General features: G+C 73.1%; 17 protein-coding genes and 1 pseudogene. 11 read left to right on the top strand and 7 right to left on the bottom strand.

Annotated elements, in window-relative coordinates:
- The first annotated feature begins 40 nt into the window (after window positions 1–40).
- On the top strand, window positions 41–5,686 hold the full coding sequence (locus tag QM792_RS01235; RefSeq protein WP_415147353.1) for a CHAT domain-containing protein: 5,646 nt from the start codon (window positions 41–43) through the stop codon (window positions 5,684–5,686).
- Window positions 5,687–5,703: 17 nt separating this feature from the next.
- A pseudogene (locus QM792_RS01230) lies at window positions 5,704–6,030 on the top strand (hypothetical protein); the annotation flags it as partial.
- Between the two features lie 268 nt (window positions 6,031–6,298).
- Here the strand turns inward: QM792_RS01230 and QM792_RS01225 are convergent.
- The 3 genes from QM792_RS01225 to QM792_RS01215 are packed head-to-tail and all read right to left on the bottom strand — an operon-like array spanning window position 6,299 to window position 9,391.
- Complete coding sequence (locus QM792_RS01225) at window positions 6,299–7,051, bottom strand: SDR family oxidoreductase (RefSeq protein WP_415147352.1); 753 nt, start codon at window positions 7,049–7,051, stop codon at window positions 6,299–6,301.
- A complete protein-coding gene (locus QM792_RS01220; RefSeq protein ID WP_415147351.1) occupies window positions 7,041–8,057 on the bottom strand; it encodes an FHA domain-containing protein in 1,017 nt (338 codons plus the stop codon). The genes QM792_RS01225 and QM792_RS01220 overlap by 11 nt, the downstream gene beginning before the upstream one ends.
- Window positions 8,039–9,391: a S1 family peptidase gene (locus QM792_RS01215; protein WP_415147350.1), complete on the bottom strand. Its 1,353-nt coding sequence runs from the start codon at window positions 9,389–9,391 to the stop codon at window positions 8,039–8,041. The genes QM792_RS01220 and QM792_RS01215 overlap by 19 nt, the downstream gene beginning before the upstream one ends.
- A gap of 93 nt (window positions 9,392–9,484) precedes the next feature.
- Between QM792_RS01215 and QM792_RS01210 the strand changes: the two genes are divergently transcribed.
- Genes QM792_RS01210 through QM792_RS01195 form a run of 4 tightly spaced genes read left to right on the top strand, consistent with a single transcriptional unit; the run spans window position 9,485 to window position 14,069 of the window.
- A complete protein-coding gene (locus QM792_RS01210) occupies window positions 9,485–10,513 on the top strand; it encodes an ABC transporter substrate-binding protein (protein ID WP_415147349.1) in 1,029 nt (342 codons plus the stop codon).
- The gene (locus tag QM792_RS01205) at window positions 10,510–11,313 is read left to right on the top strand and encodes an ABC transporter ATP-binding protein (RefSeq protein WP_415147348.1); all 804 of its coding nucleotides are present in this window, start codon (window positions 10,510–10,512) and stop codon (window positions 11,311–11,313) included. The genes QM792_RS01210 and QM792_RS01205 overlap by 4 nt, the downstream gene beginning before the upstream one ends.
- Window positions 11,310–12,143 (top strand): ABC transporter permease, encoded by an 834-nt coding sequence (locus tag QM792_RS01200; RefSeq protein WP_415147347.1) that lies wholly within the window; start codon window positions 11,310–11,312, stop codon window positions 12,141–12,143. The genes QM792_RS01205 and QM792_RS01200 overlap by 4 nt, the downstream gene beginning before the upstream one ends.
- A 15-nt stretch (window positions 12,144–12,158) precedes the next feature.
- Window positions 12,159–14,069: a PhoX family protein gene (locus QM792_RS01195; protein ID WP_415147346.1), complete on the top strand. Its 1,911-nt coding sequence runs from the start codon at window positions 12,159–12,161 to the stop codon at window positions 14,067–14,069.
- 30 nt (window positions 14,070–14,099) lie between these two features.
- On the opposite strand, the gene QM792_RS01190 is transcribed toward QM792_RS01195, so the two are convergent.
- Complete coding sequence (locus tag QM792_RS01190; protein ID WP_415147345.1) at window positions 14,100–14,573, bottom strand: DUF3237 domain-containing protein; 474 nt, start codon at window positions 14,571–14,573, stop codon at window positions 14,100–14,102.
- A gap of 121 nt (window positions 14,574–14,694) precedes the next feature.
- Here QM792_RS01190 and QM792_RS01185 point away from each other — a divergent pair, with 121 nt between their 5' ends.
- Both QM792_RS01185 and QM792_RS01180 read left to right on the top strand, forming a co-directional pair.
- Window positions 14,695–14,883 (top strand): hypothetical protein, encoded by a 189-nt coding sequence (locus QM792_RS01185; RefSeq protein WP_415147344.1) that lies wholly within the window; start codon window positions 14,695–14,697, stop codon window positions 14,881–14,883.
- 208 nt (window positions 14,884–15,091) lie between these two features.
- A complete protein-coding gene (locus QM792_RS01180) occupies window positions 15,092–15,721 on the top strand; it encodes a YecA family protein (RefSeq protein WP_415147343.1) in 630 nt (209 codons plus the stop codon).
- A gap of 2 nt (window positions 15,722–15,723) precedes the next feature.
- On the opposite strand, the gene QM792_RS01175 is transcribed toward QM792_RS01180, so the two are convergent.
- The 3 genes from QM792_RS01175 to hemE form a co-directional block, all read right to left on the bottom strand.
- Window positions 15,724–17,778 (bottom strand): primosomal protein N', encoded by a 2,055-nt coding sequence (locus QM792_RS01175; protein WP_415147887.1) that lies wholly within the window; start codon window positions 17,776–17,778, stop codon window positions 15,724–15,726.
- Window positions 17,769–18,005: a hypothetical protein gene (locus QM792_RS01170; RefSeq protein ID WP_415147342.1), complete on the bottom strand. Its 237-nt coding sequence runs from the start codon at window positions 18,003–18,005 to the stop codon at window positions 17,769–17,771. Before QM792_RS01170 ends, QM792_RS01175 begins: the two co-directional genes overlap by 10 nt.
- Before the next feature lie 122 nt (window positions 18,006–18,127).
- Window positions 18,128–19,228, bottom strand: coding sequence for a uroporphyrinogen decarboxylase (hemE, locus tag QM792_RS01165; RefSeq protein WP_415147341.1), 1,101 nt, complete (start codon window positions 19,226–19,228; stop codon window positions 18,128–18,130).
- A 50-nt stretch (window positions 19,229–19,278) separates the two neighbouring features.
- On the opposite strand from hemE, the gene cysK reads away from it, so the two are divergent.
- Genes cysK through creC form a run of 3 tightly spaced genes read left to right on the top strand, consistent with a single transcriptional unit; the run spans window position 19,279 to window position 22,441 of the window.
- The gene (gene cysK, locus QM792_RS01160; protein WP_415147340.1) at window positions 19,279–20,208 is read left to right on the top strand and encodes a cysteine synthase A; all 930 of its coding nucleotides are present in this window, start codon (window positions 19,279–19,281) and stop codon (window positions 20,206–20,208) included.
- Window positions 20,205–20,996, top strand: coding sequence for a two-component system response regulator CreB (creB, locus tag QM792_RS01155; protein WP_415147339.1), 792 nt, complete (start codon window positions 20,205–20,207; stop codon window positions 20,994–20,996). The genes cysK and creB overlap by 4 nt, the downstream gene beginning before the upstream one ends.
- A complete protein-coding gene (gene creC / locus QM792_RS01150) occupies window positions 20,993–22,441 on the top strand; it encodes a two-component system sensor histidine kinase CreC (RefSeq protein ID WP_415147338.1) in 1,449 nt (482 codons plus the stop codon). The genes creB and creC overlap by 4 nt, the downstream gene beginning before the upstream one ends.
- The last annotated feature ends 2 nt before the right edge of the window (window positions 22,442–22,443 follow it).

Raw genomic sequence — 22,443 nt, 5'->3', positions numbered from 1 at the left:
GTCTTCGGTGCTGTCATCGACTCCCTTCGCAGGAGCACGCATGGCCACCCGCAGCACGAAGAACAGGAACGAGGCAGCCCCCACGCTGGCGCTGCGCGCGGTCGAGGAAGGCGCGGCGCAGCCGCTGGCGACCTCGGGCGACGAGGTCAGGCTGCGCAGCGCCCGGCGCGTGCGCGTCGGCGCGGCCTCGCGCGATGCCGCCGGCGGCGCGGCGCGGGTGGAGGTGCACCCCGACGACGTGGCCTGCGTCGAGTACGAAAACGGCGTGCGCCTGTGGATGCGCGCCGACGAGCTGCTGCGCGAGCGCGGCAGCCCCGCGGCGACGCGCGGCGGCGAAGCGCCGGCCTGGGAGATCGACACGGCGCCGCGTGTCTCCGGCGCGAGCGACGAGGCGCCGGCCGGCGCCGAGCGCGGCATGGTCGGCATCGGCATCAAGGTGCTGGAGTTCTTCGGCGTCGACGTGGCGGCCAAGTCGGCGCGCGTGATCGGCGACAAGTTCGAGCTGCGGCAGTTGCAGTTGCCCGCGGGCACGGCGCCGGGGCTGTTCCGCGTCTCGCTGGACGCCGCGCCGGCGCTCGAGCGCATCGCCGACGGCGCCGGGCCGGCGACGCTGGCCGCCGACCGGCCGCTGCTGCTGTTCCTGCACGGCACGATGTCGCGCGTGGGCGGCAGCTTCGGCGCGCTGTGGGCCGACGGCGGCGACGAGGGCGGCCGCGCCGCCGCGGCGCTGCGCGAGGGCCTGCGGCGCCGCTACGGCCGCGAGGCCTATGCCTTCGAGCACCGCACGCTCACGCACAGCCCGATCCGCAACGCGCTCGAGCTGGCGCGCGAGCTGCCGGCGGGCGCGCGGCTGCACGTCGTCTCGCACTCGCGCGGCGGGCTGGTCGGCGAGCTGCTGTGCCTGGCCGGCCGCAACCGGGCCGACGACCCGCTGCGCGCCGAGCTGCTGGGCACGCTGTTCGCGGCCGACCGCACGATGGCCGCGCAGCTCGGGCTGGGCGAACTCGACGGCGAGGAGGCCCGGGCGCGCGACGCCGCCTACGCCGCCGACCGCGCGCTGCTGGCCGAGCTGATCGAGACGCTGGACGCCAAGCGCATCCAGGTGCAGCGCTTCGTGCGCGTGGCCTGCCCGGCGCGCGGCACCACGCTGGCCTCGGGGCGGCTCGACCGCTGGCTGTCGGTGATCAACTTCCTCACCGGCGACGGGCTGATCGGCGGCAGCGCCGACTTCCTGCTCGCGGTGGTCAAGCAGCGCACCGACCCGCGCACGCTGCCCGGCGTCGAGGCGATGATGCCCGGCTCGGCGCTGACGCGGCTGCTGCACCTGCCGCAGCTCAGCACCAGCGCCGACCTCAGCGTGATCTGCGGCGACGTGCAGGGCAAGGGCCTGTTCGGGCAGTTGAAGGTTCTCGCGCTCGACTGGTTCTACGGCAGCGACCACGACCTCGTCGTCAACACCGGCTCGATGCTCGGCGGCATCGCGCGCAGCGGCGGCGCGGCGCGTTGGCGGCGCGACGAGGGCGAGCAGGTCAACCACTTCCGCTACTTCACGAACCGGAAGTCGCTCGACTGGCTGGCCGACGCGCTGGCGCGCGAGGACGGCAGCGACGCCGGCTTCGCGCCGCTGGCCGAGGCGCCGCACGAGGAGCCGCGCTGGCGCTCGGCGCTGCGCGCCAGCCGCTCGGTGAGCACGCCGCGGCCGATCGCCGTGCTGCTGCCCGGCACGATGGGCAGCGCGCTGTCGGCACGCGACCGCGCGATCTGGCTGGAGTACTTCGCGCTGCTCAAGGGCGGCCTGGGCGAGATCGCCATCGACGCGCCCGACGTGCGCCCGACCGACCTGCTCGACGACTTCTACGGCCCGCTGATCGAGCACCTGACGCGCACCCACCGCGTCGAGATCTTTCCCTACGACTGGCGGCTGTCGGTGCGCGAGGCGGCGGCGCGGCTCGCGCTGCGGCTCGAAGCCCTGCTGCCCGAGGCCGAGCGCACGCGCCAGCCGGTGCACCTCGTCGCGCACTCGATGGGCGGGCTGGTGGCGCGCGCGATGATCGCCGACGGCGGCGCCGGCGCGGCGGCGTGGCGGCGCATGAACGCGCTGCCGGGCAGCCGGCTGCTGATGCTGGGCACGCCCAACCTCGGCTCGCACGAGGCGGTGCGCTGGCTCACCGGCACCAACCCGACGCAGGCCAAGCTCGCGCTGCTCGACTTCACGCGCGGCAGCGACGGCGTGATCGACATCGTGCGCCGCTACCCCGGCCTGGCCGAGCTGCTGCCCTTCGACGAGGCCAGCCCCTGGGGCCGGCTGTCGGCCTGGAAGCAGCTCCAAAGCGAGCTGGCCGCGCGCTTCCCGCTGATCGACGACGCCGTGCTGCGCCAGGCCGCCGCCACCTGGCAGTTGCTGCGCGCCGCGCCGGCCGATCCGCTGCGCATGGTCTACGTGGCCGGCTGCCGCGGCGCCACGGTGATCGGCCACGAGGTCGTGGACGAGGAGTTCGGCTTCGCGCGCAAGCAGTTGCGCTTCATCGCCACGCGCGAGGGCGACGGCACGGTGAGCTGGGCCTCGGGCCGGCTCGCCGACGTGCCCACCTGGTATGCGCCCGACACCGGCCACGACGAGCTGTGCAGCAACGCCGACGACCGGCGCATCTTCCGCGGCTACGTCGACCTGCTGCTGACCGGCAAGACCGACCAGTTGCCGCAGACGCCGCCGCTGCGCGCGCGCGCCGCGGGCGCGCCGCCCGAGCGCTTCGTGCTGCCGCCGCTGCCGCCGGCCGACGACCTGCCCGACGCCGCCGCGCTGCGCGGCCTGGGCTTCGGCGGCGCCCGGCCGCGCCGGCGCGGCGCGGCGCAGGTGCGCTCCGCGCCGCTGCGCGTCAGCATCCGCCACGGCGACCTGCGCTACGCGCGCTACCCGGTGCTGGTGGGTCACTACACCGGCGACACCATCGTCAGCGCCGAGGAGGCGCTGGACCGGCAGATGCAGGGCGCGCAGTCGCAGGGTCCGCTGTCGCGCCGCCGCGACCTCGGCCTCTATCCGGGCCCGCACGGCACGCACGCGGTGTTCTTCAACGACGACCCGGCGCGCCAGCCGATGGGCGCGCTCGTGGTCGGGCTCGGCCAGGTGGGCGAGCTGTCGCCGACGCGGCTGGAGACCGGCGCGCGCGACGCGCTGCTCGAATACGCGCTGCGCCTGCAGACCTACCGCGCGACGGCGCGCATCGCCGCGCCGCCGGGGCGCTTCAACGCCAGCGTCTGCTGCCTGATGGTCGGCACCGGCGCCAACAGCCTGGCGCTGCGCGATTCGCTCGAGGCGCTGCTGCGCGGCGCGCTGGCCGCGAACCGCAAGCTCGAGGACGCCAAGCTCGACCAGCAGGTGCTGATCGACCACGTCGAGTTCATCGAGCTGTACGAGGACCTCGCCATCGCCGCCGCCAAGGAGCTGTCGATGCTCGTCGCCAGCGCCGAGCTGGGCACGCGCATCGAATGGCGCGACGGCACGGTGATCGCCGGCGAGGGCCGCCGCCGGCGCAGCCGCTTCGACGCCGACCAATCGTGGTGGCAGCGCATCGAGGTCACCGAGGACCGCAAGGCCGACTGCCTGCGCTTCATCACCACCGGCGACCGCGCGCGCGCCGAGGAGTCGCTCGCCGAAGGGCAGCTTCGCCTGGCCGACCGCTTCATCGCCCAGGCCTGCGGCAGCGCGACGGCGAGCAGCGAGATCTCGAGAACGCTGTTCGAGATGCTGCTGCCGCAGCGCCTCAAGCAGAGCTCGCCCGACCAGCGCGCCATCGTGATCCTGCTCGACGAGGCGGCGGCGCGCTTCCCCTGGGAACTGCTGGAAGACCGCTGGAGCCACCAGGGCCGTCCGCCGGCCGTGAGCGCCGGGCTCGTGCGCCAGTTGAAGAGCAGCGAGTACCGCGTCGAGCCGCTGCACGCCTTCGAGAACACCGTGCTGGTGGTCGGCAACCCCGACCTGAACGGCTGGAACCTGTTCCCCGACCTGCCCGGCGCGCGCCGCGAGGCCGAGCGCGTGCGCGAGCTGTTCGCGCGCGCCGGCTACTACGCCGGCGAGGCGATAGACGCGCAGGCCACCGAGATCGTCGACGGCCTGCACGCGCGCCCCTGGCGCGTGCTGCACCTGGCCGGCCACGGCGAGCACGAGTTCGTGGTCGACGAGGGCGTGGCCGAGGAGGCCGCCGCGCCGGTGGAGCTGGCCGACGGCCGCCTGGCGGTGCCGCTCAAGCGCAGCCGCAAGGTCTCGGGCATGGTGATCGGGCGCGACACCTTCCTGACGCCGGGCGACGTGAAGCAGATGCGCCATGTGCCCGAACTGGTGTTCATCAACTGCTGCCACCTCGGCAACACCGGCGCCGGCGCGGCGCAGTTCAACCGGCTCGCCGCCAACCTGGGCGTCGAGTTCATCCGCATGGGCGTGCGCGCCGTGGTGTGCGCCGGCTGGGCGGTCGACGACGCGGCCGCGCTGACCTTCGCCGAGGCCTTCTACGGCCGCATGCTGGCCGGCGCCGAGTTCGGCGAGGCGGTGCGCCGCGCGCGCGCCGAGACCTGGAGCGCGCACCCCGGCGTCAACACCTGGGGCGCCTACCAGTGCTACGGCGACCCGGGCTTCCGCCTGGTGCGCGAGGCCGAGGGGCTGGAGCGCGCCGCGCCGCCGGCCTTCTTCGCGCCGTCGGAGCTGGTCACCGAGCTGGACAACCTGGCCGAGGCGATCAGCATGGTCGGGCGCCGCCGCGAGCGCGACGAGGAGGCGATCTCGCGCGACCTGCGCCAGCGCGTCGACGCGCTGCTGGCGCGCGTGCCCGAGACGGCGCGCGCCGCCTGGATGCGGCGTGCCGACGTGTGCGCCGCGGTCGGCTTCGCCTGGGGTGAGGGCCGGCTGTTCGAGGAGGCCAGTGAGTGGCTCGACCGCGCGCTGCACGCCGGCGAGGGCGATTGCCCGGTGCGCGCCGCCGAGCAACACGCCAACTACCAGGTGCGCCTGGCGGCGCGGGCCTGGGCGGCGCTGCGCGCCGGCGGCGGCGACATGCGGGCCGAGGCCTTGCAGGAGCGCCGCGCCGCGCTGGCCGAGCAGATCGAGCGCGCGCTGGTGCAGCTCGACGCCATCAACGCGCGCGCCACCACCGACGAGCGCCTGCTGCTGCTGGGCAGCGCGTGCAAGCGCCTGGCCTGGGTGCAGTCGGGCCGGCCGCGCGTCGAGGCGCTGCTCAACATGGCGCAGTACTACCGCAGCGTGCTCGACCGCGGCGCCGACGAGGTCTACGCCTTCAACAACTGGGCCGTGGCCTGCCTGCTGCTGCGCCGCCTCGACGCCGAGCGCGCCGCCGGCGACTGGCTTGCCGCGCTGGCCGAGATGACCGAGCGCCAGGCCGGCGCGACGCGCGCGCGGCTGGCCGAGTCGCCCTCGCTGTGGCTGGCCAGCGGGCTGGGCGACCTGCAGGTGCTGCGGCTGCTGCTGGCCGCCGACGACGCGGACGCCGACCACGCCGCGCTCGCCGCCGGCGCCGCCGAGCTGTACGCCGCGGCCTTCGCGCGCGGCGCCAGCCCGCGCGAGCTGGCCTCGATCCAGGAGCACGTCGACTTCCTCGTCGAGATGACCGACGAGCACGAGGCGCGCTGGCCCAAGGCCGTGCGCGACGCGCTGGGCGCGCTGCGGCGCGCGATGTGATCGACGGAGACGCGCCCATGGCCGGACGAGACCTCTCCAGCGCGCCGCTCGCGCAACTGCGCGTCGACCAGCTCGACCCGCAGGACCGCATCGCGAAGCACTTCCGCCTCTACGAGCTGACGGTCAGCGAGACCGCCGTGCGCCAGCGCATCGACAACCGCATCCACGACGACAAGGTGCTGCGCAGCGCCGTGCACCTGGCGCGCCGCGTGCTCGACCCGATCCGCGAGGCCTTCGGCGGCCTCACGCCGAACAGCGTGTACCGCTCGCAGGCGCTGGAGCGCTCGCTCAAGGGCAAGCCCTCGAGCTGGATCTCGACCAGCCAGCACACCGAAGGGCGCGCCTGCGACGTCGAGATCGTCGCCAAGCCGACGCTCGAGCTGGCGCGCTGGGCCAGCACGCACCTGGACGACTTCGACCAGATCATCTGCGAGTGCTACGACCCGCGCAAAGGCCCGAACTCCGGCTGGCTGCACGTTTCGCTGCTGCCGCCCGGCGCCGGCCGCAACCGGCGCCAGTTGCTGAGCTACGTGGTCGATCCGAAGAGCGGGCGGCTCGGTGTACGTCAACGGCTTGCGGGCGAGCCGCTGAGCGCGCCCTCCGAGCCGAGCCTCAGCGCCCGCCCGACACGTCGAGGATCGCGCCGGTGGTGTAGCTCGCCTCGTCCGACAGCAGCCAGGCGATGGCCTGCGCCACCTCGTCGGCGTTGCCGGCGCGCTGCATCGGCACCTGCGGGGCCAACTGCCGGGCGCGCTCGGGCAGGCCGCCCGAGGCGTGGATCTCGGTGGCGATCAGGCCGGGTCGCACGGCGTTGACGCGCACGCCCTCGGCGGCCACCTCGCGCGCCAGGCCGAGCGTGAAGGTGTCGATCGCGCCCTTGGTGGCGGCGTAGTCGACGTACTGCCCCGGCGAGCCCAGCCGCGCCGCGGCCGAGCCGACGTTGACGATCGCGCCGCCGCGCCCGCCGTGTTTCGTCGACAGCCGCCGCACCGCCTCGCGCGCGCAGTGGAAGCTGCCGAACACGTTGATCGCGAACATGCGCTGCAAACGCGCCGCATCCATCTCGTCGACGCGCGCCGGCAGGTCGACCACGCCGGCGTTGTTGACCAGGGCGCGCAGCGGCGGCAGCTCGCGGTCGGCGCGCGCGAACAGCGCGGCCACCTGCTGCGCGTCGGCCACGTCGGCCTGGATCGCCAGCGCCCGGCCGCCGCGCGCGCGGATCTCGGCCGCCAGGGCCTCGGCCGCGGCGGCGTCGCGTGTGTAGTTCACCGCCACGGCGTGGCCGCGCCCGGCCAGCACGCGGCACGCCGCGGCGCCGATGCCGCGGCTGCCGCCGGTGACGATCACGGTGCTTTCATTCGTCATCGCTCGCTCCGTTCTCGGTGGCGTTCTCTTCCTTGGCCTTCTTGTCCAGCAGCGGCTGCAGCGCCGCCAGTTCGGCTGCGAACCTGTCGGCCGGCACCGGCCGGGCCAGGCGCAGCGCGGGCGGCTGGAAGCTGCTCAGGTACAGCTCGGCGCCGAGGCGTTCGTTGCGCTGCTCCTGCTTCCACAGCGTCAGCGCGGTGCCGAGCACGAAGGCGGTGACCGCGACGCCGCGCATCAGCCTGGGTCGCGAGGGCTCGACGCCGAGCAGGTGGTAGTACAGCGCCGCCGCGCCGATCGCGTAGCCGGCGATGAAGCCGAAGTCCGACACCCAGGGCCACGACAGCGCGAAGGCGATCACGCCCGGCAGCGCGCCCACCACCATCCAGGCCAGCGACGAGAACAGGAACACGCGCAGGTGCCAGCCGGCGTGCGTCTGGCGCGTGAACAGCTTGGACAGCAGCGCCCACAGGCCGATCCACACCGCCGCGCCCATCACCGTGGTCAGTGCGGTGGTGCCCAGCGTGCGCAGGAACACGTCGGGGTCGCTGGCCAGCCAGGTCTCGAAGGCGAGCGCCAGCGCCAGGCCGGCGCCGGCCGCCAGCACCGGCGCGCCGCGGCGCAGCAGCGTGGCCGAGGCCGCCAGCGGCAGCTCGGGCGCGAGCGCGTCGCCCGGGCGGCGCAGGCGCAGCCGCGTGCGCCCGGCGCTGATCTCGACGGCGTGTTCGCCGTCGGCCAGCGCCTCGCGCTCGCCGGCGCGCAGGTGCCGCGCGCCGGCGATCTGCACGCCGTTGGCGCTGTCGAGCACGCGCAGGCCCAGGCCGTTCGCGTCGAGCTCGATCACGCAGTGGTGCGGCGCCAGGTAGGGGTCGCCGAGCGACAGCTCGTTGTCGAGCGCGCGCCCGATGCTCAGCGGCCAGGAGGGCACGCGCTGCGCGTGGCGCACCTGGCCGTCGCGGTCCAGCACCTCGACGATGGCCAGCGGCGCGTTCACTTCTTCTTCACCCATTGGTAGGCATCGAGGTAGTGGCGCGCCAGGCGCTGCGCGTTGGCGAAGCTGACGCCCTGCGCGTCGAAGCGGCCCTGCACGCCCGACGAGGGCTGGTCCAGCGTGGCCACCAGCACCGCCACGTCGTAGAGCTGCGGCAGCTTCCTGTAGGCGCGCAGGCACACCACCGCGCGCAGCACCAGGCCGTCGCGGTCGACGAAGTCCTCGTGGCACTGCGGGCGCGTCTGCAGGTCGGCGCGCAGCCGCGTGAACGACTCGTTGCGGAAGCTCTGCCCGTGCTGCGCGGCGAAGCGCAGCGCGCCGAGCTTGCTGCCGTCGTAGCTCTCGTGGCGCACGCTGATCGCGCCGGTGTTGAACTCGCCGGCGAAGATGTGCGTGTCCATCACGCAGTCCGAGCGCTCCAGGTCGAGCCCGCCGGTGCGCGAGGCCTCGCTGCCGCCCCAGCAGCGCATGAAGCCGTCCTGCGGCACCGGCACGCGGTAGCGCGGGTGGGTGTCGGGCTTCCAGCCCTGCGCGACGAAGCGCTCGGTCAGCTCGGCCTGGTGCGCGGTGAGCTGCGCGGCCACCTCGGCATGCGCCGGCGTCTTCAGCGGCGCGCCGTCGCGGGCGCGCGCCAGCAGCGCGGCGACGAAGGGCGCCGGCACCAGGAAGCTCACCTGCTCGCCGTCGATGCGGCGCGCCACGTTGACGCCGATCACCTGGCCGTCCTGGTCGAGCGCCGGGCCGCCGCTCATGCCGCCCGACAGCGCGCCGCCGAAGAAGATCTGCGGGTAGAAGCTGCGCCGCACCAGGCCGTTGTAGTTGCCCTCCATCACCGCGAAGCCCACGTCCAGCGGGTTGCCCAGCGAGTAGATGCGCTCGCCCTGCGCCAGCACGCGCGCGGCCGGGCGCAGCGCCAGCGCGTCGAAGCGGCCGATACCGGGCGCGCCGGCGTCGCCGGCCTTGAGCAATGCCAGGTCGTGGCGCACGTCGATGGCGAGGATGCTCACCGGCGCCTCGCGGCCGTCGGCGGTGACGTAGACCAGGTCGTGCCGCTCCGGCTTGAGCGCCGCCTGGCTGACGACGTGGAAGTTGGTGACGAGGTGGCCCTCGGGCGTGACGAAAAAGCCCGAGCCCACCGAGGTCTGGCTGGCGCGGCCCTTGAGCACGGTGCGGATCTGCACGAGCTGAGAGCGCGCCTGCTCGTAGACCTTGCGCGCCGACAGCGACGGCGTGGTGCCGCCGGGCGCATCGGCCGGCTCGGCGGGCGGTGGCGCGGGCGGCGCGGCGGTCTGGGCCGCCGCGCCCCAGGCGGCAAGCGCCAGCGCGAGGCCGGCGAGGCGGGCAGGCTTCATCGAAAATCATTCTACGGTCGGGCTTTGCCCGGCTGCGCGGCGCGGCCCGCTGCGCCAGAATCGGCGCGGCCCAACCGCTTCTTTCCGCACGCCATGCAACGCCGCACCCTGCTGATCGCCGCCTCGTCGTCCCTGGTCGCCGCGCCCGCGCTGCTGCGCGCGCAGCCGCTCGAGAAACCCAGGCTCACCATCGCGGTGGGCGGCAAGAACCTGCTGTACTACCTGCCGCTGACCATCGCCGAGACGCAGGGTTTCTTCAAGGCCGAGGGCCTGGACGTGACCGTGGCCGACTTCGCCGGCGGCTCGCAGGCGCTGCGCGCCGTGGTGGGCGGCAGCGCCGACGTGGTCTCGGGCGCCTTCGAGCACACGCTGAACATGCAGAGCAAGGGCCAGGCGCTGCGCGCCTTCGTGCTGCAGGGGCGCGCGCCGCAGGTCGTGCTGGGCGTCAACCCGAAGACGCTGCCGAACTACAAGACGCTGGCCGACCTGAAAGGCAAGAAGATCGGCGTCACCGCGCCGGGCTCGTCGACCAACGTGATGGCGAACTTCGTGCTGGCCAAGTCCGGCATCAAGCCCAGCGAGGTGTCCATCGTCGGCGTGGGCGCCGGCAACGGCGCGGTGGCGGCGATGCGCGCCGGCCAGATCGACGCGATCAGCAACCTCGACCCGGTGATCACGCTGCTGCAGCGCTCGGGCGACCTCAAGGTGATCTCCGACACGCGCATCGTCGCCGAGGCCGACAAGGTGTTCGGCGGGCCGATGCCGGCCGCCTGCCTGTACGCGCCGCAGGCCTTCATCGACAAGCACCCGGCCACCGTGCAGGCGCTGGCCAACGCGCTGGTGCGCGCCGACCGCTGGATCCAGGGCGCCGGCGCGGGCGAGATCATCAAGGCCGTGCCCGAGAACTACCTGCTGGGCGACCGCGCCGTCTACATCGACGCCTTCATGGCCGCCAAGGGCGCGCTCTCGCCCGACGGCTTCATTCCCGAAGCCGGCGCCGCCACCGCGGTGCGCGCCTTGCAGAGCATCGACGACACGCTGAAGAACGTGAAGTTCGACCTCGGCGCGGCGTGGACCAACGACTTCGTGCGCAAGGCCAATACCCAGTACCCGAAGGGATGAGCGCGCCGGCCCTGTCGCTGCGCGGCGTCGGCTGCACCTTCGTCGACCGCCACGACGCGACGCAGCGTTACACCGCCGTGCGCGACGTGACCCTGAACGTCGGCGCCGGCGAGTTCGTCAGCGTGGTCGGCCCCACCGGCTGCGGCAAGAGCACGCTGCTGAACGTCGCCGCCGGGCTGCTCGCGCCGTCCGGCGGCACGGTCGAGGTGTTCGGCGCGCCGCTGTCCGGCATCAACGCGCGCGCCGGCTACATGTTCCAGGCCGAGAGCCTGATGCCCTGGCGCACCGCGCTGGGCAACGTGATGGCCGGGCTGGAGTTCCGCGGCGCGGCCGATGCGAAGGAGCGCGCGCAGGAATGGCTGCGCCGCGTCGGCCTCGGCGGTTTCGGCGACCGTTATCCGCACCAGCTTTCCGGCGGCATGCGCAAGCGCACCTCGCTGGCGCAGACGCTCGCGCTCGACCCCGACATCATCCTGATGGACGAACCCTTCTCGGCGCTCGACATCCAGACGCGCCAGTTGATGGAAAACGAGGTGCTCGCCCTGTGGGCGGCGAAGAAGAAGGCGGTGCTGTTCATCACGCACGACCTCGACGAGGCGATCGCGATGAGCGACCGCGTGGTGGTGCTCTCCGCCGGGCCGGCGTCGCGGCCGATCGGCGAATTCACGGTCGATCTCGAACGCCCGCGCGACGTGGCCGAGGTGCGCGCGACGCCGCGCTTCGTCGAGTTGCACCAGGCGATCTGGGGCGTGCTGCGCGACGAGGTGCTGAAGGGCTACCAGCAGCAGCTTGCCGCATGAAAGTCTGGAACCTGATCAAGCCGAGACCCGGCAACCTGCGCGCCTGGCAGCTCGCCGTGCTGCTGGCGGTCTTCGGCCTGTGGCACCTGCTGACCAAGCCCGGCCTGGTCCCGCCCTTCGTGTTCGACAACGATCGCCAGGCCGCCTTCTTCTTCGGCGAGCCGCTGGTGATCTTGCAGCGCATGGTCGCCTGGTTCTTCACCAACGCCGACATCTACCAGCACCTGTGGGTCACGCTGGTCGAGACCGTGCTCGCCTTCGGCATCGGCACCGCGCTCGGCCTGGTGTTCGGGCTGTGGCTGGCGCTCAGCCCGATGGCCGCGGCCATCCTCGACCCCTACATCAAGGCGGCCAACAGCATGCCGCGCGTGATCCTGGCGCCGATCTTCGCGGTGTGGTTCGGGCTGGGCATCGCGAGCAAGGTGGCGCTGGGCGTCACGCTGGTGTTCTTCATCGTGTTCTTCAACGTCTACCAGGGCGTCAAGGAGGTCAGCCCGGTGGTGCTGGCCAACGCGCGCATGCTGGGCGCGAGTTCGCGGCAACTGCTGCGCCACGTCTACCTGCCCAGCGCGACGAGCTGGGTGTTCAGCTCGCTGCACACCAGCGTCGGGCTGGCCTTCGTCGGCGCGGTGGTGGGTGAGTACCTCGGCTCGTCGCGCGGCGTCGGCTACCTGATCCTGCAGGCCGAAGGCGCCTTCGACATCAACACCGTGATGGCCGGCATCCTGGTGCTGACGGCCTTCGCGCTGGCGCTCGACGCGGCGGTCGGACGCATCGAGCGGCGCCTGATGAAGTGGCAGCCGCGCAGCGGCGAGACCGAGAAGCTCTGAGGGGCGCGGCGGGCGATGGCCAAGGATTTCGACGCGATGGAGGACAGCAACCGCTCGGGCAACCCGAGCATCCACGCGCTGTCCGATCCGGCGCGGCGGCAGTGGCTGCACGGCGGCCTCGGCGCGCTGGTCGGCGGCGCGCTCGCGCCCTGGCTGGCCGGCTGCGCGGGCGCGTCGTCCGGCGGCCCGCTGCTCGGCTTCCAGGGCATCGCCGCGAGCAGCGCCGATGCCGTGCGGGTGCCCGAGGGCTACGTCGCCGAGGTGATCGCGCCCTGGGGCGAGCCGGTGGGCATTCCCGGCGCGATGCCGGCGTGGCGCGAGGATGCGTCCAACACCGCCGCCGAGCAGGCGCTGCAGATGGGCATGCACCACGACGGCATGCACTTCTTCCCGCTCGAAGGCAGCAGCACGCATGGACTCCTGGTGATGAACCACGAGTACGTCGACGACGGACTGCTGTACCCCGACGGCCTGAAGACCTGGAGCGCCGAGAAGGTGCAAAAGGCGCAGGCGGCGCACGGCGTCGCGGTGATCGAGGTCGAGCTGCACCAGGGCCGCTGGCGCATGGTGCGGCCCTCGCGCCACGCGCGCCGCTTCACCGCGTCCACGCCCTTCGCGGTGCAGGGCCCGGCGGCCGGCCATGCGCTGCTGCGCACCGCGGCCGACCCCGAAGGCCGCCGCGTGCTGGGCACGCTGAACAACTGCGCCGCCGGCATGACGCCCTGGGGCACCTACCTGTCCGGCGAGGAGAACTGGGTCTTCTACTTCGACGGCGGCGAGGCGATCACGCCCGACCAGCGCCGCTGGGGCCTGCGCAAGCGCGGCTTCTACCGCTGGGGCGAGCACGACGAGCGCTTCGACGCGCGCCGCCATCCCAACGAGTTCCACCGCTTCGGCTGGATCGTCGAGATCGACCCGATGGACCCGGCCGGCACACCCGTCAAGCGCACCGCGCTGGGCCGCGCCGCGCACGAAGGCGCCTGGGTGGCGACGACGCACGACGGCCGCGCCGTCGTCTACTCCGGCGAGGACGCGCGCTTCGAGTACATCTACAAGTTCGTCAGCCGGGATCGCATCGCGCCGGGCGGCGGGAACCTGACAAAAGCGCAGGCGAACCGCGAACTGCTGGACCACGGCACGCTGTACGTGGCGCGCTTCGACGCCGACGGCGGCGGCCGCTGGCTGCCGCTGGTGCACGGCCAGGGGCCGCTGACGGCGGCCAACGGCTTTGCCGACCAGGGCGAGGTGCTGGTCAAGACGCGCCAGGCCAGCGACGCCCTGGGCGCCACCAAGATGGACCGCCCCGAGTGGCTGGCCATCGACCCGCAGCGCCGCGAGGTCTACTGCACGCTGACCAACAACAGCGCGCGCGGCGGCCCGGGCCAGCCCGGCGTGGACGCCGCCAACCCGCGCGCCAACAACGTGATGGGCCAGATCATCCGCTGGCGCGAAGACGGCGACTTCGACGGCCTGACGATGCGCTGGGACCACCTCGTGCTCGCCGGCGACCCGGCCAACGCACGCGCCGAGGCGCGGGGCAGCATCCGCGGCGACATCTTTGCCTGCCCCGACGGCCTGATGCTCGATGCGCGCGGCGTGCTGTGGATCCAGACCGACGCGCACGCTTCGCAGATGAACCAGGGCGAGCTCGCGCGCATCGGCAACAACCAGATGCTGGCCTGCGACCGCACGACGGGCGAGATCCGCCGCTTCCTCACCGGCCCGGTGAACTGCGAGATCACCGGCGCGACGATGACGCCCGACGGCCGCACGATGTTCGTCAACGTGCAGCACCCCGGCGAGACGCCCGGCGACCGCAGCGACCCCGACGAGCCGAACAGGTTCTCGCGCTGGCCCTTCGGCGGCCGGCCGCGCTCGGCGACGGTGGCGATCCGGCGCCGCGACGGCGGCCCGGTCGGCACCTGAACGCCCGTTCGCGCCGAGCCTGTCGAAGCGTCAGCTCAGGCGGTAGACGTCGAGCAGCACCGCGCGCGCCTCGCGCTGGCCGACCGCGATGGCCATCACCTTGTTCAGGTGCGCCCAGGCCGGCGCGCCGGTGGTGAAGCGCATCAGCGTGCGGAAGAAGTAGGCGTCGCGCGGCACCGCCTCGCCGCGCGCGAGAAGCGCCATCACCTCGGCCGGGCCGTGGCGCAGGCCGTCGCTGCGCACCTCGATCAGCGCGCCGTCGTCGGCGCGGATCACGTAGTGCGCGGCGATCTCCAGCGCGCCGTCGCCGCGCGCCACCTGCCAGTCGATGCCGCCTTCGACCAGCGTGCCGTTCAGCTCGGGCCCGCGCACCGTGCCGCCGCCCAGCGGCACGTAGCGCCGCTCGCCGGCCGGCGCGGCACCCAGGCTGACGAGCGCGCCGACCTCGACGCGGATCTGCGTCATCGGCAGCAGGGCGGGGGCGGGGGGAAAAGCATCATTCATGGGATCGTGTCTCCGAAACGGTAGCGGCATCGTCCTACAGCGGCGTGCGCGGCCGGTCGACAGACTGGCCTGCCTGCGCGTTCTACAACGATTGGCCTGTCGGGCACGCCGGGAGGGTTCCATGAAAGCACTCATTGCCATCGCCGCCGCCTTGTCGGGCGCCGTCGTTGCCACGGCCGCGCCGCTGGTCGACGACACCCATCTGGCCGCCGTCGCCGACGCCGGGCCCTGCCTGCTGGCGCAACTGTCGGCCGAGGACAAAAAAGAGCCCACCTGCATCGCAGGTGGGCTGTGTCAAGTCCTCAAGTAAGGACGTCGTTGGGACGGGTGCCAGTCTCTCGCCCTGTTGCTGCGGGCGTGCGGACTTTTGAGCGCGCGATCCTCGCGGATCCCGTGTGACAGCAATGCGCGTGACTCTAGGAGCGGCCGCGCCGTCCGGCCATCCCAAAGACGTGGGGCAGGGATAGAGCGCATGGCGATCCGCCCAGCGCGTCCGGCGCGCGCCGCACAATCCGCGCATGGCCACGCACCGACCCTTCCCCCGCCGCGCGCCTCGCGCCGCCGCGCAGCGAGCGCTCACAGAAGCCGAGATCGGCGAGTTGCAGCAGCGGCTCGACGCCGTGCCGGCGCCTTTCGAGCCGCTGGACGTGAGCGCGCTCGACGGCTATTTGTGCGGCGTGCTGTTGCAGCCGCGCCGCATCGCCGAGGCGGCCTGGCTGGCGCACGTGGCCGATGCCGACGGCCGCGCGCTGCCGCCGGGCTTCGACACGGGCCGGCTGCACACGCTGGTGCGGCGCCGCCACGCCGAGCTGGACGCGGCGATCCAGGCGCGCCAGTGGTTCGACCCCTGGGTGTTCGAGCTGGACGGCGAAGACGCCACGCCCAGCGAGGCGGTGGTCGGCTGGGTGGCCGGCTTCGCCACCGCGATGGAATTCTTCCCGGCGCTGATGGGGCTGGACGAAGCGACGCTGCGCGAGCCGCTGGCGCTGCTGTACCGCCATCTCGACCCCGAGGACCTGGAAGACGCCGACGACCTGCTGGAGGAGATCGAATCGCTGGAGCCGCCCGCCGACCTGGCCGAAGCGGTCGAGGATCTGGTCAAGGCGACGCTGCTGCTGGCCGACGTGTCGCGGCCCTTGCGCGGCTGAGCTCAGATCGACAAGGGATCCACGTCGATCGCCCAGCGCAGCACCTTGTGCGCGCGGCGCAGCCCGTGCAGCGCCGGCACCCAGGCGGCGAGAAAACGTTGCAGCGCCGGCCGCGAGGCCGATTCCAGCAGCATCTGCATGCGCTCCACGCCGGCCACGCGCGCCACCGGCAGCGGCACCGGCGCGTAGACGCTCAGCGCGTCGGCGCCCGGCAGCGCGGCGGCCAGTTCCGCGGCTGCCGCCAGGAAGCCCTGCGCCACTTCCGCCTGCTTGGCATCGGCGCGCAGCATCGCCAGGTGCGCGAAGGGTGGCAGGCCGGCGGCTTCGCGCTCCTCCAGTTGCCCCTGTGCGAAGGCCGCGAAGTCGTGCCGGCGCAGCGCGGCGTACAGGGCGTGCTGCGGATGCCAGGTCTGCACCCACATCTCGCTGGCCTGCGCGTGTTCGGCCGAGCGCCCGGCGCGGCCGGCCGCCTGCATCAGCAGCGCGAACAGCCGCTCGGGCGCGCGGAAGTCGCTGCTGAACAGGGCGCTGTCGGGGTTCACCGCCGCCACCAGCGTGATGCGGCGGAAGTCGTGGCCCTTGGTGACCATCTGCGTGCCCACCAGCACGTCGACCTCGCCGGCGTGCACCGCGCCTAGCTGCGCCTCCAGCGCGCCCTTGAGCCGCGTGCTGTCGGCGTCTATGCGCGCGATGCGCGGCTGCGTGCCGTCGGGCGCCGCCAGCAGCGTGCCGATCTGCTCTTCGAGCCGCTCGGTGCCGCGCCCGATCGGCGCGATGTCGAGGTTGCCGCAGTCGGGGCAGGCGCGCGGCACGCGCTCGGTGAAGCCGCAGTGGTGGCAGCGCAGCGTGCGGTCGAGCTTGTGGAACACGCGCCAGGCGCTGCAATGCGGGCAGCCGCTCTTCCAGCCGCAGTCGGCGCAGTGCAGCACCGGCGCGTAGCCGCGCCGGTTCAGGAACACCAGGCTCTGCTCGCCGCGCGCGATGCGCTCGCGGATCGCCGCCAGCAGCGGCGGCGAGAGCGCCGCGCCGCCGCGATCCTTCGGCTGCTGGCCCATGTCGACCAGGCGCACGCGCGGCAGCAGCGCGCCGCCGATGCGCGAGGGCAGCGCCAGGCGCCGGTAGCGCCCTTCGTTGGCGCGCTGCCAGCTCTCCAGCGAGGGCGTGGCCGAGCCCAGCAGCACGCGCGCGCCTTGCAGCCGGGCGCGGTAGACGGCCAGGTCGCGCGCCGAGTAGCGCGCGCCTTCCTGCTGCTTGTACGACGGGTCGTGTTCCTCGTCGACGACGATCAGCCCGAGCCGCGGCAGCGGCGTGAACACCGCCAGCCGCGTGCCCAGCACCAGGTCGGCCAGGCCCAGGTGCGCGGCCAGCCAGCCGCGCAGCCGCTGCGCCGGCGTCAGGCCGCTGTGCAGCGAGACGATGCGCCGGCCCGCGAAGCGCGCCGCGAAGCGCGCTTCGAGCTGCGGCGTCAGGTTGATCTCGGGCACCAGCACCAGCGCCTGCCGGCCGGCGGCCAGCGCGCGCGCCGCGGCGTTCAGGTAGACCTCGGTCTTGCCGCTGCCGGTCACGCCGTGCAGCAGCACCGGCGTGGCGACGGGCGTGGCGTCGAGCTGCGCCAGCGCCTCGGCCTGCTCGGCGCTGGGCGGCGGCGGCGTCTCGGCGGCGGCGGCTGGCGCGTCGCCCAGCGCCTTGTGCAGCTTGCGCAGGCGCAGCGCGAGCTGCTTGGCGTCGAGCTTGTGCAGCTCCGGCGGCAGCACCGACAGCGCCAGCTCGCCCAGGCCGCGCTGATAGTAAGCAGATGCAAAAGCCACCAGGTCCCGCCACGCCGCGTCCAGCGGCGGCAGCTCCGACAGCACCGCGGCCAGCGGTTTGAGCTCGCTCTCGGCCCAGGCGCCGGGCTCGCCCGGCCACACGATGCCCAGCAGCTCGCGCTTGCCCAGCGGCGCGCGCACCAAGGTTCCGGGCGCGAGTGGCTGCTCGCTCAGGTAGTCCAGCGTGTGCTCCAGCCCGGCGTGCTGGGGCGCCTCGACGGCCACCTTCACGCGCTGCATCACGGCCATGCTGCACGGCGGCGCGAACTTGGCCGCCACATCTCGACCGACTCTGAAGGAGCGCCGGCAAGTGGCTGATTTTCCGAGACTTTCCGGACTTTCCACGCTGCTTGTGGATAACTTTGTGCAGAACCTGCCCAAAGCCGCGCTAACTGCTTGATGCGCCGAGGCCAGCGGTTCTTTGCCTGCTTTCGCAGCAGGATGAAACAATCAATCAAATCAATGACTTGCGTCATGGCGCTGGATTCGGCGTGACGCGCTGCAACACGGCGCCGGCCGGCGAGACACGACGCCAATTTTGGGGATAAGTCAAGCCCTGAGCGTTCACTCACGCGCAGCGGCAGCACCGGCGGCGTGCTCAGGCGGCGCGGATGCGCCGCGACACCTCGTGCACGGTGTCGACCAGCACCGAAACCGCTTCCGGCGGCGTGTGCTGGCTGATGCCGTGGCCGAGGTTGAAGACGTGGCCGCCGTAGCCGCCCTGGGCGTTGCGCGGCGCGCCGAAGCTCTCCAGCACCTTGGTGGCCTCGGCGCGGATCTGCGGCGCGTCGGCGAACAGCACGTTGGGGTCGAGGTTGCCTTGCAGCGCGACGCGGTCGCCGGTGAGCCTGCGCGCTGCGGCCAGGTTCATCGTCCAGTCCAGCCCGACCACGTCGGGGCCGACGCCGTCGACCGGCGCGGCGATCTGTTCGATCCACAGCCCGCCGCCCTTGGTGAAGACGATGTGCGGTATGCGCGCGCCGGCATGTTCGCGCTTGAGCTGCTTCAGCACGCGGCGCGTGTAGGCGAGGCTGAATTCCTGGAAGGCGCCGTCGGCGAGTACGCCGCCCCAGCTGTCGAACACCATCACCGCCTGCGCGCCGGCTTCGATCTGCGTGTTCAGGTACAGCGCCACCGCGTCGGCGTTGATCTCGAGGATGCGGTGCATCAGGTCCGGGCGGCGGTACAGCATCGTCTTGACGAGCCGGTAGTCGTCCGAGCCGGCGCCTTCGACCATGTAGCAGGCCAGCGTCCACGGGCTGCCCGAGAAGCCGATCAGCGGCACGCGGCCGTTCAGCGCGCGGCGTATCGAGGTCACCGCATCGAACACGTAGCGCAGCCTGTCCATGTCGGGCACGGCGAGCTTGGCCACGGCGGCTTCGTCGCGCACCGGGTGGGCGAAGCGCGGGCCCTCGCCGATCGCGAAGCTCAGGCCCAGGCCCATCGCGTCGGGCACGGTCAGGATGTCGCTGAACAGGATCGCCGCGTCCAGCGCGTAGCGCTCCAGCGGCTGCAGCGTCACCTCGGTGGCGAAGGCGGTGTTGGTCGCCAGGCCCATGAAGCTGCCCGCCTTGGCGCGCGTTTCGCGGTACTCGGCCAGGTAGCGGCCGGCCTGGCGCATCAGCCACACGGGCGTGTGCTCGGTGGGCTGGCGCAGGCAGGCGCGCAGGAAGCTGTCGTTCTGGAGCGGCGCAAACATGGCGCGGATTATCGCGCCCATAATTCCGCGATCTTCCGAGGAGAGCAGCCATGCGCGCCGCCAACGTCCTGCACACCATCGGCCACACGCCGCACATCCGCATCAACCGCCTGTTCGGCGCCGTGCCGGGTTCGCACGAGGTGTGGATCAAGAGCGAGCGCGCCAACCCGGGCGGCTCGATCAAGGACCGCATCGCGCTGGCCATGGTCGAGGCCGCCGAGGCCAGCGGCGCGCTCCAGCCCGGCGCGACCATCGTCGAGCCGACCTCCGGCAACACCGGCGTCGGCCTGGCGATGGTGGCGGCGGTGAAGGGCTACAAGCTGGTCCTCGTGATGCCCGACAGCATGAGCGTCGAGCGGCGCCGCCTGATGCTGGCCTACGGCGCGAGCTTCGAGCTGACGCCGCGCGAGAAGGGCATGAACGGCTCGATCGCGCGCGCGAAGGAACTGGTCGCCGCGACGCCCGGCGCGTGGATGCCGCAGCAGTTCGAAAACCCGGCCAACATCGACGTGCACCTGCGCACCACCGCCGCCGAGATCGCCGCCGACTTCCCCGAAGGGCTGGACGCGCTGATCACCGGCGTGGGCACCGGCGGGCACCTGTCGGGCTGCGCGCAACTGCTGAAGGCGAAGTGGCCCCAGCTCAAGGTGTTCGCGGTCGAGCCGACGGCCTCGCCGGTGATCAGCGGCGGCAAGCCGAGCCCGCACCCGATCCAGGGCATCGGTGCGGGTTTCATCCCGGCCAACCTGAAGACCGAGCTGCTCGACGGCGTGATCCAGGTCGAGGCCGAGGCGGCGCGCGAGATGGCGCGCCGCAGCGCCAGGGAAGAAGGGCTGCTGGTGGGCATCTCCTCGGGCGCGACGCTGGCGGCGATCGCGCAGAAGCTGCCCGAGCTGCCGGCCGGCAGCCGGGTGCTGGGCTTCAACTACGACACCGGCGAGCGCTACCTCTCCATCGACGGTTTCCTGCCCACCGAATGACGGCCCCTCGCCCGTCGGGCACGACGGTCGATCCCCCGGGGGGATGCGGGCCGGCTTGGGAGCGGCCCGGCGCCCGGCCCGGCAGCAGGCCCACGATCCTCATCGTCGAAGACGAGCCCGGCATCGCCGACACGCTGCAATACGCGCTCGCCACCGACGGCTTCGAGCCGCTGTGGGTGGCCAGCGGCGAAGCGGCGCTGGCCCGCTTGCGCGAAGCCGGCGTGGCGCTGGTGATCCTCGACGTCGGGCTGCCCGACCTGAACGGCTTCGAGGTGTTCCGGCGCCTGCGCGGCTTCAGCGAGGTGCCGGTGCTGTTCCTCACCGCGCGCGCCGACGAGATCGACCGCGTCGTCGGCCTCGAACTGGGCGCCGACGACTACGTCGCCAAGCCCTTCTCGCCGCGCGAGCTGGTGGCGCGCATCCGCGGCATCCTGCGCCGCGCGGCCAAGGCGACCGCGCCGGCCGCGCCGAGCACGCCGCCGCTGCCCTTCCAGGTCGACGAGGGCCGGCGCACGATCCGCTTCTACGGCCGGCCGCTGGAGCTGTCGCGCTACGAATACGGCCTGCTGAAGACGCTGGTCGAGCACCCCGGCCACGTCTTCAGCCGCGACGTGCTGCTCGACAAGGTGTGGGACACCCGCAGCGAGAGCCTGGACCGCACCGTCGACGCCCACGTCAAGACGCTGCGCGCCAAGCTGAAAGCCGTCGCGCCGACGCTGGAGGCTATCCGCACGCACCGCGGCAGCGGCTACGCGCTCGCCGAGGACCTGCCGGCGGCGCCGCCGTGACGAAAAGAACGGGCGTCTTCGTCGGCATCCTGCTCGTCTACGCGCTGGGCGTCGGCCTGCTGATGTACCGGCTGCTGGCCGACATCGACCCGCGCTACCGCGAGTCGGCCGAGGAATCGCTGGTCGAGACCGCGCACCTGCTGGCCAGCGTGGTCGAGCAGGCGAGCCCCGACGGCCATCTCGACGCCGAACTGCTGCGCCCGGTGTTCCGCCGCGTCTACGCGCGCAGCTTCTCGGCGCGCATCTTCGACTTCGAGAAAACCGGCGTCGAGCTGCAGGCGCTGGTGATCGGCCGCGACGGCATCGTCGTGTTCGACTCGCTCGGCCGGCGCGAGGGCGAGGACTACTCGCAGTGGCGCGACGTGCGCGCCGCGCTGGCCGGCGAGTACCGTGCGCGCACCACGCCGGCGATCGCGGGCGACGAGCTCAGCTCGGTGATGTACGTCGCCGCGCCGGTGCGCGACGCCGGCGGCGGCATCGTCGGCGTGGTCAGCGTCGGCAAGCCGGTGCAGAGCCTGAACCAGTTCGTCGCCGCGGCGCGCCGCAAGACGCTGGTCGTCGGCGCCACCTCGGTGGGCGCGGTGCTGGTGCTGGCGCTGATCCTGCTGCTGTGGCTGGTGCGGCCGTTCGGACTGGTCGCCGACTACGCGCGCTACGTGCGTTCGCAGCGCAGCTTCAGCCTGCCGCGCCTGGGCCGGCGCGCGCTCGGCACGCTGGGCGCCGCCTACGACGAGATGCGCGACGCGCTGGCCGGCCGCCACTACGTGGCCGACTACGTGCAGACGCTGACGCACGAGCTGAAGAGCCCGCTGTCGGCGATCCGGGGCGCGGCCGAGCTGATGCAGGAGGGCGGCATGCCCGAGGCCGACCGGCAGCGCTTCGTCGCCAACATCGGCCGCGAGACGCAGCGCATCCAGGAGCTGGTCGACCGCATGATGGAGCTGGCCGCGCTCGAACAGCAGCGCCGCCTGCCCAAGGTGGAGTCGCTCTCGCTGCGCCCGCTGCTCGAGGAGCTGGTGGCCAGCGCCGAAGCCAGCGGCGCCGCGCGCGGCCTGCGCGTCGAGCTGGCCGCCGGCGAGACGGCCTGGGTGGAGGGCGAGGCCTTCCTGCTGCGCCGCGCCTTGGGCAACCTGATGGCCAACGCGCTGGAGTTCTCGCCCGACCACGGCACGATCGAGGTGGCGCTGCGGGCCGGGCCGCGCAGCGTCGAGCTCAGCGTGCGCGACCACGGCCCGGGCATCCCCGACTACGCCGACCAGCGCGTGTTCGAGAAGTTCTATTCGCTGGCGCGCCCGGCCACCGGCAAGAAGAGCACCGGCCTGGGGCTGGCCTTCGTCAAGGAGATCGCCGAGCTGCACCATGGCCGCGTCGCGTTGCGCAACGCCGACGGCGGCGGGGCGCTCGCCACGCTCTCGCTGCCGCGCATGGCGGCGCCGCCCGGCTGACG

The organism is Piscinibacter sp. (assembly GCF_047600445.1).
In the GTDB taxonomy this organism is placed as follows: Bacteria; Pseudomonadota; Gammaproteobacteria; order Burkholderiales; family Burkholderiaceae_C; genus Piscinibacter.
The sequence above is the reverse complement of the archived record's forward strand: the minus strand, read 5'-3'. Positions and strand labels throughout refer to the sequence as shown.

What these genes read in the sequence shown, in the direction of transcription:
- QM792_RS01235 (WP_415147353.1), top strand. Translation starts at nt 41, where the DNA reads ATGGCCACCCGCAGCACGAAGAACAGGAACGAGGCAGCCCCCACGCTG.
- QM792_RS01190 (WP_415147345.1), bottom strand. Translation starts at nt 14,573, where the DNA reads ATGAATGATGCTTTTCCCCCCGCCCCCGCCCTGCTGCCGATGACGCAG.
- cysK (WP_415147340.1), top strand. Translation starts at nt 19,279, where the DNA reads ATGCGCGCCGCCAACGTCCTGCACACCATCGGCCACACGCCGCACATC.
- QM792_RS01220 (WP_415147351.1), bottom strand. Translation starts at nt 8,057, where the DNA reads ATGGGTGAAGAAGAAGTGAACGCGCCGCTGGCCATCGTCGAGGTGCTG.
- QM792_RS01205 (WP_415147348.1), top strand. Translation starts at nt 10,510, where the DNA reads ATGAGCGCGCCGGCCCTGTCGCTGCGCGGCGTCGGCTGCACCTTCGTC.
- QM792_RS01180 (WP_415147343.1), top strand. Translation starts at nt 15,092, where the DNA reads ATGGCCACGCACCGACCCTTCCCCCGCCGCGCGCCTCGCGCCGCCGCG.
- creB (WP_415147339.1), top strand. Translation starts at nt 20,205, where the DNA reads ATGACGGCCCCTCGCCCGTCGGGCACGACGGTCGATCCCCCGGGGGGA.
- QM792_RS01225 (WP_415147352.1), bottom strand. Translation starts at nt 7,051, where the DNA reads ATGACGAATGAAAGCACCGTGATCGTCACCGGCGGCAGCCGCGGCATC.
- QM792_RS01175 (WP_415147887.1), bottom strand. Translation starts at nt 17,778, where the DNA reads ATGGCCGTGATGCAGCGCGTGAAGGTGGCCGTCGAGGCGCCCCAGCAC.
- QM792_RS01210 (WP_415147349.1), top strand. Translation starts at nt 9,485, where the DNA reads ATGCAACGCCGCACCCTGCTGATCGCCGCCTCGTCGTCCCTGGTCGCC.
- QM792_RS01185 (WP_415147344.1), top strand. Translation starts at nt 14,695, where the DNA reads ATGAAAGCACTCATTGCCATCGCCGCCGCCTTGTCGGGCGCCGTCGTT.
- hemE (WP_415147341.1), bottom strand. Translation starts at nt 19,228, where the DNA reads ATGTTTGCGCCGCTCCAGAACGACAGCTTCCTGCGCGCCTGCCTGCGC.
- QM792_RS01195 (WP_415147346.1), top strand. Translation starts at nt 12,159, where the DNA reads ATGGCCAAGGATTTCGACGCGATGGAGGACAGCAACCGCTCGGGCAAC.
- QM792_RS01215 (WP_415147350.1), bottom strand. Translation starts at nt 9,391, where the DNA reads ATGAAGCCTGCCCGCCTCGCCGGCCTCGCGCTGGCGCTTGCCGCCTGG.
- QM792_RS01170 (WP_415147342.1), bottom strand. Translation starts at nt 18,005, where the DNA reads ATGACGCAAGTCATTGATTTGATTGATTGTTTCATCCTGCTGCGAAAG.
- QM792_RS01200 (WP_415147347.1), top strand. Translation starts at nt 11,310, where the DNA reads ATGAAAGTCTGGAACCTGATCAAGCCGAGACCCGGCAACCTGCGCGCC.